A 13012-nucleotide genomic window follows, 5' to 3' on the forward strand; every position below is an offset into this window, starting at 1 on the left:
AGATAGTACGATGGCTTTGGTAGTTACGCGCATAGGGCCTTGGTTGGGAGATCAAAGATACTAAAAAGCCCTCTGAGGAATCCTCAGAGGGCTTTGTTGATTTGTTTAAACGTAGCTTAAATTACGCCTTGGGCTAACATAGCATCTGCCACTTTAACAAAGCCGGCAATATTTGCTCCTTTTACGTAGTTGCAATAGCCATCTTTTTCTTTTCCATATTCAATACAGGAATCGTGTATATCTGCCATGATACCTTTTAAACGCTCATCAACCTCCTCGCGTGTCCAACTGATTCGCAATGAGTTTTGAGACATTTCCAGACCGGAGGTTGCCACCCCACCTGCATTGGATGCTTTCCCGGGGGCAAATAAGATCTTCGCTTCATGAAAGGCGTGAATAGCATCGGGCATGGAAGGCATATTGGCCCCTTCTGCCACACATATACATCCATTTTTGATCAGGGCTTTTGCGCCATCCCCGTCCAACTCATTCTGAGTGGCACATGGCAAGGCGATATCGCACGGTACGTCCCAGGGTGTTTTGCCTTTGTGGAAAGTGGCTCCTTTATATTTGTCTGCATACTCGGAGATTCGGCCTCTTTTATTGTTCTTCAGGTCCATTACAAAAGCAAGTTTTTCTTCGGTAATTCCATCCTTATCATGGATGTAACCTCCAGAATCTGAAAGAGTAACTACCTTGCCACCTATTTGTATCACCTTCTCTGCGGCGTACTGCGCCACATTCCCTGATCCTGAAATCACCACGGTCTTTCCTTTGATGTCTTTATTCCTGGTCTTTAACATGCTTTGTGCAAAATAGACCGTTCCATAACCGGTAGCTTCTGGTCTGATCTTAGAACCTCCCCAGGAGAGTCCTTTTCCGGTAAGCACTCCCGTAAATTCATTTCGGATCTTTTTATACATCCCAAACAGAAACCCGATCTCACGGGCACCTACGCCAATATCTCCTGCAGGTACATCCGTATTGGGCCCAATGTGCCGGCATAGTTCCGTCATAAATGAGTGACAAAAACGCATTACCTCATCATCCGATTTTCCTTTAGGATCAAAGTCAGACCCCCCTTTTCCACCACCCATAGGCAGGGTTGTTAAACTGTTTTTGAACACTTGTTCAAAAGCCAGGAATTTAAGGATGCTCGCGTTTACTGTTGGATGGAAGCGCAATCCGCCTTTATACGGGCCAATGGCAGAGTTCATCTGAATTCTGTATCCGCGATTTACATGGATTTCCCCATCGTCATCTACCCAAGCCACCCTGAATGAGATTAAACGTTCTGGCTCTACCATTCTTAACAAGATGTTTTTACCACTGTAAATTTCATGCTCAGCTATGTACGGGATCACCGTTTCTGCTACTTCCTGTACCGCCTGGATGAATTCCGGTTCGTGACCATTCCTGGTTGTCACCTCATCCATGAAGGCTTTGATTTTTGCTTCCATATGTTCTAATTAATTTTAGGCTGTTGTTATATTACCAATATTCGGGCAAAATTATGGTATTTAAATAATTTATGGATCTTTTTTTTGGCTATTTGACAAAATACTTATCCGATGGCCTGTTCAAGATCTGCAATGAGATCGTCTACATCTTCGATCCCAACACTTAGCCTGATCAAGGAATCTACCACCCCGCTCTTCTCCCTTTCCTCTTTTGGTATGCTGGCATGGGTCATACTGGCAGGATGCCCCGCAAGACTTTCTACCCCACCCAGTGATTCTGCCAGGGTGAAGACTTTTAGTTTTTCTACAATTTTCACGGCATCTTTGAAATTACTCCCCTTGGGAATAAAGGAGATCATCCCCCCAAAATCGCTCATCTGGCTTTTGGCAACCTCATGATTTGGGTGCTCTTCAAAGCCCGGCCAGTACACTTTTTCTATCCCGGAATGTTTCTTTAAATACCTCGCAATGGCCTCTCCATTTTCGCAATGCCGTTGCATCCTTACATGTAAGGTCTTTATCCCCCGCAACACCAGAAAACTGTCCATTGGGCCACATACGGCCCCACTGGCATTTTGTATAAAATACAATTTGTCTGCCAACTCCTTATCACGCACTATCAAGGCACCTACCACCACGTCACTGTGGCCTCCCAGATATTTGGTAGCAGAATGCATCACAATATCGGCTCCCAATTCCAGAGGTCTCTGCAAATATGGCGTGGCAAAGGTGTTATCTACTGCCAAAAATATCTTATGCTTTTTGGCCAGCGCTGCTACCGCTTTTATATCAATCACATTCATCATGGGATTGGTAGGGGTTTCTACCCAGATCAGTTTGGTGTTTTTATTGATCTTCTCTTCTATCCGGCTCACTTCACCCATCCCAATAAAATGAAAGGTGATCCCAAATTTTTCGAAGACCTGTTTAAAAAGTCGGTAACTCCCCCCATACAAATCATTAGTAGATACAACCTCATCTCCTGGAGAAAGCAATTTTATGACCGCATCTATGGCTGCCAGTCCACTCGCAAAAGCCAGACCGTATTCTCCACTTTCAATACTGGCTAGGGAACGTTCCAAAGCCGTTCTGGTGGGGTTGGCACTGCGCGAATATTCATATCCTTTGTGCCCCCCCGGTGTGGTCTGGGCGTAGGTAGAGGTTTGATAGATGGGAGGCATAACGGCACCAAAAGCGGAGTCTGGTTCCTGACCTCCGTGGATGGTCTTACTATTGAACTTTAATGGGTGTTTACTCATAGTCTTTGTATAGAAATACAAAGGTATTGTTCTGAAACGGAATACCCCAATGCTTTGACAAGGATAAAATCATTCCTCCTATACATGTTTACTCCAAGGATAAAAATGTAGCTTTGTAAAACCTATTTATAACTCTATGAAATTTGCCCCCTATGTCAGGATCATTTTGATCCTACTGATACTATCTGCTTGTGAAGAAGAAGCAACGCTGGTCATGGAACCGATTACCTTTACCAATCCTCCCTGTGATAACTGTCCAAAAGTTTCCATCCAATATCCAAAAGCTCTGGAGGACACTAAACTAAGTAGAGCCATCAACACCGCCATAGAAGAAGAGATTATTGGATTATTGACTTTTGCTGACAGTCTGGAAGTGTCTAATATGGAAGAGGCCATAAGATCATTTACCCTGGGCTATACCGAACTTAAAGAAGTATATCCGGATGAGACCATTCCCTGGGAGGCCACCATTGAGGCGGAGGTTACTTTTGAGAACAGGCGAATATTGTCCGTGAAATTAGATTCCTATTTATTTACAGGAGGGGCGCATGGGTATGCCTCCACAAAGTTCCTAAACTTTGATATGAACAAAGGACAGGAAATTGACACTCAGGAACTCTTTCAAGACAGGCTTGCTTTTCGCTCGTATGCCGAAGCTAAGTTCCGTACCCAGGAGAACATTCCGGAGAAAGCCCCTATCAACAGTACGGGGTTTATGTTTGAACAAGATTCGTTCTACCTGCCAGAGAATATTGGGCTTACTCCCAAAGGCATCTTATTGCTTTATAACCAGTATGAGGTGGCTTCCTATGCAGACGGGCAAATAGAACTCCTAATTCCTTTCCGGGAAGCTAAAAAGTTTGTGACGCCAGGGATGAAGCTTTAGTCTCAGGCCAGCTTGGCCATTTTTCTTTGCAGGGACTGAATAGTACCTGTGTGCAAGCCCATATGAAAGATATTAAAGGCAATGGCATCCTCCGCCGTATTCAAGGTTACGTTAGCGCTGGTAGTATAAGGCGTATATTCCTTAAATAGTCCGTTTTCATAATCTTCCTTTGTCCAGCCCGGGGTAGCCAGTAACGCCTCGGACACTCGTTTTACTTCTTCCTGCGTTACTTTTTCTTCGGGAAAGGTACCCTTGCTGTACCTTTTAACCAATTCCCAATCTAGCCGGGTTTGTAGCTTGCTCAATTTATAGACCAGGAGCTGCTGGGTAGCCACTACATGGCCAATGTTCCAAAAAATGTTGTTGTTACTCCCCTCCGGTATTCTGAAAAGTTGTTCCTCCGGAGTAGTGGTTAAGAGGTGGTTATAATTGGCATGGATGATCTCAGTGATCTCAAAGAGTTTTTTCATAACAGAGTTTTGTATAAAAATATAATAATTGGGTTTAAATGGGTTTCTTTGTGCCAGGATTTTCTTGTAGCATACATTCACTTAAGATATGAAAGGCACCATTTACTACCTCAGCAGTTGCGATACCTGTAAGCGAATTCTTAAAGAACTGGCCCCACCTGAGGATATTACATTAGTAGACATTAAGTTGGACCCCCTTACTGAGAAACAGTTAGACCACCTTAGATGGCTGGCCGGGAGTTATGAGGTACTGTTCAGTAAGCGAGCCTTGCTCTATAAAGAACGTAAGCTGAAGGAAAAAACCCTTACAGAAGAGAACTTCCGCAGCCTGCTGTTGGAGCATTATACCTTTTTAAAGCGCCCTGTAATGGTTCTGGGAAATGATATCTTTATTGGAAATACCAAAAATGTGGTAGCTGCTGCCAAAGAAAGTCTTCACTCTTGACAAAGCGAACCCTTGCCATCCTGGCGGCCCTGGGAGCTACAACCATCTATGGCCTAAACCATACCATTGCCAAAGGGGTGATGCCCATGTACGTAAAACCATTTGGATTTATAATGATACGGGTATTGGGGGCCACAGCACTATTTTGGGGGATCTCCTTCCTGGGCCCAAAGGAAAAGATAGAGCGGAAAGATTGGGGCCGACTATTGATATGCTCCCTGTTTGGGATGTCTATCAATATGCTGGCATTTTTTAAGGGCCTGGACCTTTCTACTCCTATTAACAGTTCTGTGTTGGTGACCACCACCCCCATCATTGTAGTGGTCTTATCTGCCTTCCTGATCAAGGAAAAGATTAGGATGATTAAAGGATTGGGAATTGCCATTGGACTTATTGGCGCGCTGGGGCTTATAGTCTATGGCAATGAAATACGGCAAGATGCGCCCAATATTCCTCTGGGAAATGCCCTCTTCCTTCTCAATTCACTTTTTTTTGGACTTTATCTTATCCTTACCAAAAAACTAGTGGAAAAATACCACCCATTCACCTTAATGAAATGGCTCTTCCTTTTCGGGATCTTTCTTAATCTCCCTATTGCCCTCCCGGAATTCCTGGAGATCTCCTGGAGCACCCTTCCGGCACACGCCTGGTGGAAAATAGGCTTTGTGGTACTGGGCACCACCTTTTGCACCTACTTGTTTAACGCCTACGCCCTTACCCAGCTAAAAGCCTCTACGGTGAGCGTCTTTGTTTATATACAGCCTTTTGTAGGTATTTTATTTGCGGTATTAATGGGAAAAGATGAGTTGAGTCCGGTGAAGATCACCGCCGCCTGCCTGGTATTTCTTGGAGTGTATCTGGTAAGCAGAAAATCTAAACCAGATCCTTTGGAAGCTTCCTGAATTTTCTGGTGTCTTCTTTTGTAAGTACTCTGAAATCGCTCGCTTTCTCAGCCTTATGCATGCTTTCTAACAATTCTCCTTTTAATGGCATGAGCGTGCGGGTCTCCCAACCCATCCAGGAGCCCATCATCTCGCAGCGGGCTATGTTCTTACCCTGATCATTGTAGAAATTCTGGTGGAATTCAAAGAACATCCCATCCTCACTTAGTCCCTTTACCTCAACAGATACCTTAATGTTACTACCGGGGAGTACCTCCTTAAAATAATACATATGCTCATAAAAGACCACCGGGCCCAGTCGGTTTTTTATCAGAGTTTTGTGATCAAAGCCCAATTCGGAAAGATATGACATACGGGCATGGGTCATTAAATTGGTATAGGCGCTATTGCCTAAATGCAGGTTGGCATCCAGATCGCTCCAACGAATCTCAAAATCTTTAAAGTACGGCATAGTCTCTACTTTTTAATGATCCTCAAAAATACGATGGTTTTAAAATTCCTGTCTGCCAATTGCAAAAAATTAATCCCTATTTTTAGGCCTAAAATTTACTATATGGATCCTAAACCCTCATTTATAAAAGAATTATCCCTCCCCGCCATTGCTGCCCCTATGTTCCTTATTTCGGGGCCGCAACTAGTCATAGAGTGCTGCAAGAATGGGATCGTAGGCACCTTTCCGGCGCTCAATCAACGCAGCAGTGAAGGCTTTGAGGAGTGGCTGGTAGAGATCAAGGAGGCCCTGGCTACCTATGAAAAAGAAACCGGAGAAAAATGTGCGCCCTTTGGTGTAAACCTTATTGTGCATCCTACCAACCCGCGTTTGGAAGCAGATCTGAAAATCTGTATAAAGCACAAAGTGCCTATCATTATTACCTCCCTGGGGGCTGTTTCCCAGGTAGTGAACGCCATCCATAGTTATGGCGGCCTGGTCTTCCACGATGTAATTAAAAAGAGGCATGCAGAAAAAGCAGCTGAGGCTGGCGTAGACGGACTCATTCTGGTAGCTGCAGGAGCCGGGGGCCATGCAGGAACCATAAACCCTATGAGCCTGGTAGCAGAGATCAAAAAATTCTTTCACAAAACAGTGATCTTATCTGGTTGCATTTCTACCGGACAAGATATTGCCTCAGCCATGCAGATGGGGGCAGATCTTGCCTATATGGGCACCCGCTTTATCAATACCACCGAAAGCAAGGCCCCGGAGGAATACCGGCAAATGATCATTAAGGCCGGAGCCAGTGACGTGGTTTATACGGCCGCCATTTCCGGGGTACACGCCAACTTTTTAGGCGCAAGCCTAAAAGCAGCCGGGATCACCGAAGAAGATCTTAAAAAAGACCGCAAGATAGACTTTGGGAAGGAACTCGATACCGAGGCCAAGGCCTGGAAGACCATTTGGTCTGCCGGCCAGGGGGTTACCACCGTCAAAGATGTACTGCCGGTGACAGAGTTGGTGGCCCATTTAAAAAAGGAATTTAAAGAAGCTGTTGAGGCCCAAACCGCCTTGTTAAAAATATATCCAAAAACGTAAAAGTCCATGTATGTAAAAAGAAATATTGGCTGGGGTCTCATCCTTCGCTTTGCCTGGAGGAATCTCATTTTTTTTACGCTTTACGCAGCTCTTATTTTTTATGCCTATCACTATTTGTGGCTCGACTTTCTAGACATTCCTTTCCAGCCACTAAGTGTCATTGGCATTGCGGTGGCTTTTTATATTGGCTTTAAAAACAGCCAGAGTTACGACCGCTTTTGGGAAGGGCGGAAGATATGGGGAGGCATTGTAAATTACAGCCGTACCTGGGCACTTCAGGTACAGAGTTTTGTAAGAACCGGAAATCCTAAAACAGACCATACACTACAGCAACAATTAATTTACCGTCATCTGGCCTGGATCAATGCCCTGCGAGTACAGTTGCGACAGCCTAAAACATGGAGCCTAAAAGTAAATTCAACCGTAGAAAGGCTGCACCAAAAACACGGGGAGCGCAATACCTCCTGCCACGAGGCCCTGGGGTTTGTGAGCGAGGAGGAATACACAGACCTTAAACAACGGGTAAACCCTGCAACTCATTTGATCAAAAACCAGGGAAAAGCACTGGTGGCCCTGAAAGAAAAGGACATTATAGACGGCTTCCAGGAAGACCAGTTACAATCTGTCCTGGAGGAATGTTACAATCTGCAAGGGATGTGCGAACGCATCAAGAATACGCCATTTCCAAGGCAATACGGCTATTTTTCCAGGGTCTTCACCTGGATTTTTGTCTTACTCCTGCCTTTTGGCCTGCTCAACGTTTTTGGGGGAGAACCTATGAGCGGTTCCAAGGCCTGGTATGAGTTCCTGATGATCCCCTTCTCGGTGCTGATCTCATGGATCTTTATCACAATGGAAAGCGTAGGGGATAATAGCGAAGACCCATTCGACGGCCGAATTAATGACGTGCCCATGACGGCGCTCTGCCGAACCATAGAAATAGATCTTCGAGACATGCTCAATGAAGACAATTTACCTGAACCGCTGCAACCCCAGGATCATATATTGTATTAATGCCAGTACAGCCCTCTAGTTATACGCCGCCCCTGCTTTTTAAGAATGGCCATGTGTCTACCGTCTACTACGGGCTGTTCCGAAAGATCACGGACCTGGAACAAGAACGGGAACGTCTTGAATTAGAAGATGGAGACTTTATGGACCTGGACTGGAGTTATGCCAGTAGCCCGGCAACCAAAGTTATGATCCTATTACACGGCCTGGAGGGCCATGCACAACGGCCCTATATTACAGGGAGTGCCAAATATTTCAACGGGGCTGGTTATGATTGCTGTGCGGTGAATTTCCGTGGCTGTAGCGGGGAACCCAATCGATTGTACCGTTCCTATCATTCCGGGGCCACTGAGGACCTTGAGGCCGTGGTGAACCATATTTTGAAAACGAAGAAATATACAGAACTGTATATTAAAGGAGTTAGCCTTGGGGGCAATATGGTTTTAAAGTACGCAGGAGAAAGCAGGGACCTCCCTGGCGAATTAAAGGGGATCGTGGCCATTTCCGCGCCCTGTGATCTGCACAGTTCCTTGCGCGCTTTGATGAGCTGGGAAAATATTCCCTACGCACACCGGTTTCGCAAGCATCTGGTGGCCAAACTAAAGGCCAAGCAGCCCCAGTTCCCGGAGCTGCTCCCGGATAGTGAAATCGAAAAAATCAAGACCTTAAAGGATTTTGACGATGTGTACACCAGCAGGGCCCATGGGTTTGCAGATGCGCTCGACTATTATGCTCAATGCAGCGCCTTACAGTTCTTGCCAACTATTAAGATCCCCAGTCTTATCATCAATGCCAAAAACGATTCCTTTTTAGGCCCGGAATGCTATCCGTTCAAAGAAGCAGGGGCCAACAGACATATTTATTTAGAAGTCCCCGCTTATGGCGGGCATGTAGGCTTTTATGATGCACAGAATATTGCCTACACAGAAAAAAGAGCATTAAAATTCCTAAAGGAAATATAGGCTGTCCCTATTTTCTTATATTAGTAGCACAAAAATTAAAAATCGATGAAAAAATTATTGATGCTTGTGGCTTTAGGAGGTCTTATACTAAGCTGTGGCGAAAAGAAGGAAGAGAAAAAAGACGGCTTTGAAATGAACCGTACCAAGAAAACAGAGACAACGGCTTCCTCTTCGGAAGGGGTCCCGGTAGATATGAATAATAAGGGAGTGGGCCCTGTAACCTCTATGAGTTTTGATGCAGAGATAGATACAGAGATGGCCGCCAGGGGAGAAGCCAAATACAATGCAATCTGTACGGCCTGTCATATGGCGGAACAGCGCATGATAGGGCCGGCCCTAAAGGGAGTATACGAGCGCCGTAGCCCGGAATGGGTAATGAATATGATCCTGAACCCGGATGGGATGTTACGCGAAGACCCTATTGCCAAGGCGCTTTTAAAGGAATACAACAATGCTATTATGCTTAACCAAAACCTGAGCCAGGAGGAGGCCAGAGATTTGGCAGAGTATTTACGAACATTATAAAAAATAATAACTAGTTCTGAAGTGTCTTTATCCGGGGAACATAGCTGGATAAGGGCACTTTTAGCTTGTATATAACACGTTGTAAACTATTTCTATGGAGCAGCCTTACATTTCTCGATCCTATAAGAACGCACTGATAACTGTTGTGCTAATGGCTATTGGATTTGGTGTCTACCTTTCATTTGAGGATCCTTTAGATCGCAAGGCAATTACAATTATTATGGGTTTCACAATGCTAATAGCAATGATTACAGCTGTGCGTGGTATAATTCAGTTTTATAAGGGTAGGAATGGAGAGAAGAACTCAAAATTTATAATTGCACTAATCGGTAATGGTTTAGGAATATTATATCTAATCTTGACTATTATTACAGGGATTAGATTTATTCCGAAAGTACTTTAAACAGTTTACAACAACAGCTATAACTCATGGCTTTTCGCTTGGCCGTTTTTTCCTAACTTTAAAAAAAAACGTCTGACGCTTGCCACGAAGTCATAGCCCAGACCGTTATGCGTCATACCTTAGGAAATCTCACCTTAAGAAACCTATTTAAGATTATAGTATATTTATGCTGAGCCTATAATTCCACCATGTCACAATCACGCCAACTAGCTGCCATCATGTTTACCGATATCGTGGGGTACACTGCTCTGATGAATAAGGATGAGCACGTTGCATTTGCGTTTCTGAACAAGAATCGAGAACTACAAAAGCCGATCATCGAATCATTCAAGGGCAAATGGATAAAAGAACTCGGAGATGGAGTAATGGCGAGTTTCACGACCGTTTCAGATGCTGTGAATGCAGCGGTCAGAATACAGGAGGAATGCATTGCCGTAAATGATTTTCAACTATGCATTGGGATTCACTTGGGAGAAGTTGTTTTTGAAAATAATGATGTTTTTGGAGATGGGGTCAATATTGCATCACGCCTTCAGTCAGCAGCAAAACCCGGTTCTATTTTCATTTCAGAATCTGTCAACAATAATATTACCAACAAGAAGGGCATCGAAACCAGATTCATAAAAGAAGAACAACTGAAGAATGTGAGTCAGCCTGTCAAGATGTACCAGGTGTTGTTTGCGGGTAGTGAAATCATTGAAGACGAAAAACCGGTGGTCCTTGTTGATGCAAAAAGCATAGCTGTATTACCCTTTGTGAATATGAGTAGTGATCCCGAGCAGGAGTACTTCAGTGATGGGATCAGCGAAGAGATCATCAACATGCTGGCGCAAGTACCAGATTTGAAAGTCTGCGGGAGAACTTCTTCATTTGCTTTCAAAGACAAAAACATGGACATTAAGATCATCGGTGAAAAACTGAAGGTTAACCATATCCTGGAAGGTAGCGTACGAAAATCCGGAACCAAACTTCGTATTACCGCTCAGCTCATTGAAGTTTCTAATGGTTACCACCTGTATTCTGAAAAATTTGATCGGGAAATGGAGGACATTTTTGCTATACAGGATGACATCTCATTGGCCATATTGGATGCCATCAAAATCAAATTATTGGTTGAGGAAAAAGAACCTGTTTTAAAGAGATATACTGACAATGTGGAAGCATACCAGCTATTTCTGAAGGCACGGTACAATTACAACAAATATACTCCAGATGCCTTTGCAAAAGCTATTAAATATTTAGAAGAAGCTATTAACATGGAGCCCGAATATGCCATTGCTTATTCTAGTTTATCATTTTGCTACTTAACAATGTTAAATTGGGGTTGGTTACCTCCTGAACAAAGCCTTCCTGAGACGTTGAAGGCTGCGTATAAAGCTCTGGAGTTGGATGACCAAATAGCTGAAAGCTACCTCGCGATAGGCAGGGTTAGATTATTTAACGAATATAGATTAAAAGAAGCGGCCACAGAATTTAAAAAAGCCCTCGCCATCAATCAAAACAGTGCAGAGTGCCATATTCAACTGGGTTGGTGTGCAACTCATTTAGGCAATCATGCTGAAGCCCAACTACATGCAGACATGGCGGAAAGTCTGGACCCATTCTCATTAATGAATCTGTATTTAATATGCGTAATTCACTGGACAGCCGGAGCTCTTGACCTAATGGAGGAGTATTCAAAAAGAATGATTGATCTTGAGCCTAATTTCTTCGCGGGACATCAGATGCTTGGAATGTTTTATGTTATATCAGGGAGGTTTGAAGAAGCGATTCGTTTCCTGGAATTATGTCTTACACTTAACTATGATGTACAAGGCCTATGTAATTTAGGCGTTTTATATGGACGACTAGGTGAGAAATCGAAGGCCAGAGAGATCATAGAAAAAATGAAAAAACTAGAAAGGATTGAAACGACTGGTGCCGTATATTTGGGACAGGTGTATGCATCTATGGGAGAATTGGACAAAGCTTTTCAATACTTTGACGAAGCGATCGATAACCGTGTAGGGCATATGTTGTTTTGCAAATATTTTTTGAGGGATATGGGGCTTTTGGAAGATCCAAGAACTAAACGTATGCTAGATAGAATGGGTGTACCTCTTTGAATTTAACTATTTGAGCTCATAGGCTTGCCAAATTTAAAAATTACGAACACATAACAAATGATTCCATTTTTCAGAAAAATTCGTAAAAAAATGGCAGATGACAACAAACCATTGAAGTATGTTAGATATGCTATTGGCGAAATAATTCTTGTAGTCATTGGGATTCTTATAGCGCTGCAGATCAATAACTGGAATGAAAATCGCAAAAGTAATACGCGCGAAAAGAAACTATTGTTCGAACTAAAAATCAATCTCCTAACCAACGTTAATAATCTAAACAGTGATATAGATAGGCAAGAAAAAAGTGCCAGGATTATACATGTACTACTAGATCACTTGGATCATCAAAAACCATATAACGATTCCCTTGATTACTATTTTGCCGAAGCAGATTTTGCGCCAGACGTTGTACTTACATCTTCTGCGTTTGAAACATTAAAGTCTACTGGCATTGAATTAATTAAAACAGACAGCCTTCGAAAGGAAATTCTACATTTATTTGAAGTAACCTACCCAACATTAATGCAGGACACTAAAAGAATTGAAGATCAGGTATGGTCTACTTCTTCTGTGCCCATGTATCAAAAATACTTTCGGCGGGAAATCATAGGACAAGCCAGACCCATTGACTATGGTGCTTTACTTCAAGATAAAGAATTCACGAATATGTTAAGCTTTAGACTTGGGATGCGGGAAGGTTCAACTTCTAGTAAAATACAAGTTGTAAACGAAACTAAAAAATTAATAGAATTTATAGAAAACGAATTGATAAAACAAAAGGCCCACAACGTGCATAATTGAATTCAGCGGGAATTTATAGCTCTGACTGTTGTACTTCATTGCTCCTGCGCTAGCCTACTTCGTCGAAGTAACTTGACTACGAAGGCCAAAAAGCTTCGACAGCAGAAACTATGACAAACCACTAACCAATGATTAAATTCTTACATTATCGAAACATTATTTTGCCTTGGCAAAATCAAAGGTCTGGTAGAATCCCGATAGAACCGATAGCTATCGGGATCGGGATCGGGATAGGAGTGAGGAGTCATGTGG

The 13012-nt window shown here is 43.3% G+C and carries 14 protein-coding genes; 10 read left to right on the forward strand and 4 right to left on the reverse strand.

Annotation, left to right across the window (positions count from 1 at the left end; translation table 11 throughout):
* Nucleotides 1-116: 116 nt before the first annotated feature.
* Together gdhA and WBM49_RS04080 are read right to left on the reverse strand one after the other, a co-directional pair.
* On the reverse strand, nt 117-1460 hold the full coding sequence (gene gdhA / locus WBM49_RS04075; RefSeq protein ID WP_424370790.1) for an NADP-specific glutamate dehydrogenase: 1344 nt from the start codon (nt 1458-1460) through the stop codon (nt 117-119).
* Between the two features lie 104 nt (nt 1461-1564).
* Complete coding sequence (locus WBM49_RS04080) at nt 1565-2719, reverse strand: cystathionine gamma-synthase (protein WP_424370791.1); 1155 nt, start codon at nt 2717-2719, stop codon at nt 1565-1567.
* A gap of 136 nt (nt 2720-2855) precedes the next feature.
* On the opposite strand from WBM49_RS04080, the gene WBM49_RS04085 reads away from it, so the two are divergent.
* Nucleotides 2856-3605: a DUF3298 and DUF4163 domain-containing protein gene (locus WBM49_RS04085; RefSeq protein ID WP_424370792.1), complete on the forward strand. Its 750-nt coding sequence runs from the start codon at nt 2856-2858 to the stop codon at nt 3603-3605.
* Between the two features lie 2 nt (nt 3606-3607).
* Here the strand turns inward: WBM49_RS04085 and WBM49_RS04090 are convergent, their stop codons facing one another.
* Nucleotides 3608-4075, reverse strand: a complete 468-nt coding sequence (locus tag WBM49_RS04090; protein WP_424370793.1) for a DinB family protein — start codon at nt 4073-4075, stop codon at nt 3608-3610.
* Nucleotides 4076-4163: 88 nt separating this feature from the next.
* Here WBM49_RS04090 and WBM49_RS04095 point away from each other — a divergent pair, with 88 nt between their 5' ends.
* Together WBM49_RS04095 and WBM49_RS04100 are read left to right on the forward strand one after the other, a co-directional pair.
* Complete coding sequence (locus tag WBM49_RS04095; protein WP_424370794.1) at nt 4164-4520, forward strand: arsenate reductase family protein; 357 nt, start codon at nt 4164-4166, stop codon at nt 4518-4520.
* A complete protein-coding gene (locus tag WBM49_RS04100) occupies nt 4517-5422 on the forward strand; it encodes a DMT family transporter (protein ID WP_424370795.1) in 906 nt (301 codons plus the stop codon). Before WBM49_RS04095 ends, WBM49_RS04100 begins: the two co-directional genes overlap by 4 nt.
* Here WBM49_RS04100 and WBM49_RS04105 read toward each other — a convergent pair.
* Nucleotides 5394-5873, reverse strand: coding sequence for an acyl-CoA thioesterase (locus WBM49_RS04105; RefSeq protein WP_424370796.1), 480 nt, complete (start codon nt 5871-5873; stop codon nt 5394-5396). The two genes, WBM49_RS04100 and WBM49_RS04105, sit on opposite strands and share 29 nt — an antisense overlap.
* Before the next feature lie 102 nt (nt 5874-5975).
* Here WBM49_RS04105 and WBM49_RS04110 point away from each other — a divergent pair, with 102 nt between their 5' ends.
* From WBM49_RS04110 to WBM49_RS04140, 7 genes are all read left to right on the forward strand, one after another.
* The gene (locus WBM49_RS04110) at nt 5976-6953 is read left to right on the forward strand and encodes an NAD(P)H-dependent flavin oxidoreductase (RefSeq protein WP_424370797.1); all 978 of its coding nucleotides are present in this window, start codon (nt 5976-5978) and stop codon (nt 6951-6953) included.
* 6 nt (nt 6954-6959) lie between these two features.
* Complete coding sequence (locus tag WBM49_RS04115) at nt 6960-7967, forward strand: bestrophin family protein (RefSeq protein WP_424370798.1); 1008 nt, start codon at nt 6960-6962, stop codon at nt 7965-7967.
* Nucleotides 7967-8926: a YheT family hydrolase gene (locus WBM49_RS04120; RefSeq protein ID WP_424370799.1), complete on the forward strand. Its 960-nt coding sequence runs from the start codon at nt 7967-7969 to the stop codon at nt 8924-8926. Before WBM49_RS04115 ends, WBM49_RS04120 begins: the two co-directional genes overlap by 1 nt.
* 45 nt (nt 8927-8971) lie before the next feature.
* Nucleotides 8972-9451 (forward strand): c-type cytochrome, encoded by a 480-nt coding sequence (locus tag WBM49_RS04125; protein WP_424370800.1) that lies wholly within the window; start codon nt 8972-8974, stop codon nt 9449-9451.
* 94 nt (nt 9452-9545) lie between these two features.
* Nucleotides 9546-9854, forward strand: coding sequence for a hypothetical protein (locus tag WBM49_RS04130; RefSeq protein WP_424370801.1), 309 nt, complete (start codon nt 9546-9548; stop codon nt 9852-9854).
* A gap of 188 nt (nt 9855-10042) precedes the next feature.
* A complete protein-coding gene (locus WBM49_RS04135) occupies nt 10043-11959 on the forward strand; it encodes an adenylate/guanylate cyclase domain-containing protein (RefSeq protein WP_424370802.1) in 1917 nt (638 codons plus the stop codon).
* Nucleotides 11960-12049: 90 nt separating this feature from the next.
* The gene (locus WBM49_RS04140) at nt 12050-12760 is read left to right on the forward strand and encodes a DUF6090 family protein (RefSeq protein WP_424370803.1); all 711 of its coding nucleotides are present in this window, start codon (nt 12050-12052) and stop codon (nt 12758-12760) included.
* Nucleotides 12761-13012: the final 252 nt, after the last annotated feature.

Origin of the sequence: Muriicola sp. (assembly GCF_049669965.1) — a bacterium.
Taxonomy (GTDB): Bacteria; Bacteroidota; Bacteroidia; order Flavobacteriales; family Flavobacteriaceae; genus Muriicola.

Excerpts from the sequence above, each read along its gene's own strand:
- WBM49_RS04110 (WP_424370797.1), top strand. The coding sequence starts at position 5,976 with ATGGATCCTAAACCCTCATTTATAAAAGAATTATCCCTCCCCGCCATT.
- WBM49_RS04125 (WP_424370800.1), top strand. The coding sequence starts at position 8,972 with ATGAAAAAATTATTGATGCTTGTGGCTTTAGGAGGTCTTATACTAAGC.
- WBM49_RS04105 (WP_424370796.1), bottom strand. The coding sequence starts at position 5,873 with ATGCCGTACTTTAAAGATTTTGAGATTCGTTGGAGCGATCTGGATGCC.
- WBM49_RS04085 (WP_424370792.1), top strand. The coding sequence starts at position 2,856 with ATGAAATTTGCCCCCTATGTCAGGATCATTTTGATCCTACTGATACTA.
- WBM49_RS04135 (WP_424370802.1), top strand. The coding sequence starts at position 10,043 with ATGTCACAATCACGCCAACTAGCTGCCATCATGTTTACCGATATCGTG.
- WBM49_RS04090 (WP_424370793.1), bottom strand. The coding sequence starts at position 4,075 with ATGAAAAAACTCTTTGAGATCACTGAGATCATCCATGCCAATTATAAC.
- WBM49_RS04130 (WP_424370801.1), top strand. The coding sequence starts at position 9,546 with ATGGAGCAGCCTTACATTTCTCGATCCTATAAGAACGCACTGATAACT.
- WBM49_RS04095 (WP_424370794.1), top strand. The coding sequence starts at position 4,164 with ATGAAAGGCACCATTTACTACCTCAGCAGTTGCGATACCTGTAAGCGA.
- gdhA (WP_424370790.1), bottom strand. The coding sequence starts at position 1,460 with ATGGAAGCAAAAATCAAAGCCTTCATGGATGAGGTGACAACCAGGAAT.
- WBM49_RS04115 (WP_424370798.1), top strand. The coding sequence starts at position 6,960 with ATGTATGTAAAAAGAAATATTGGCTGGGGTCTCATCCTTCGCTTTGCC.
- WBM49_RS04140 (WP_424370803.1), top strand. The coding sequence starts at position 12,050 with ATGGCAGATGACAACAAACCATTGAAGTATGTTAGATATGCTATTGGC.
- WBM49_RS04080 (WP_424370791.1), bottom strand. The coding sequence starts at position 2,719 with ATGAGTAAACACCCATTAAAGTTCAATAGTAAGACCATCCACGGAGGT.
- WBM49_RS04120 (WP_424370799.1), top strand. The coding sequence starts at position 7,967 with ATGCCAGTACAGCCCTCTAGTTATACGCCGCCCCTGCTTTTTAAGAAT.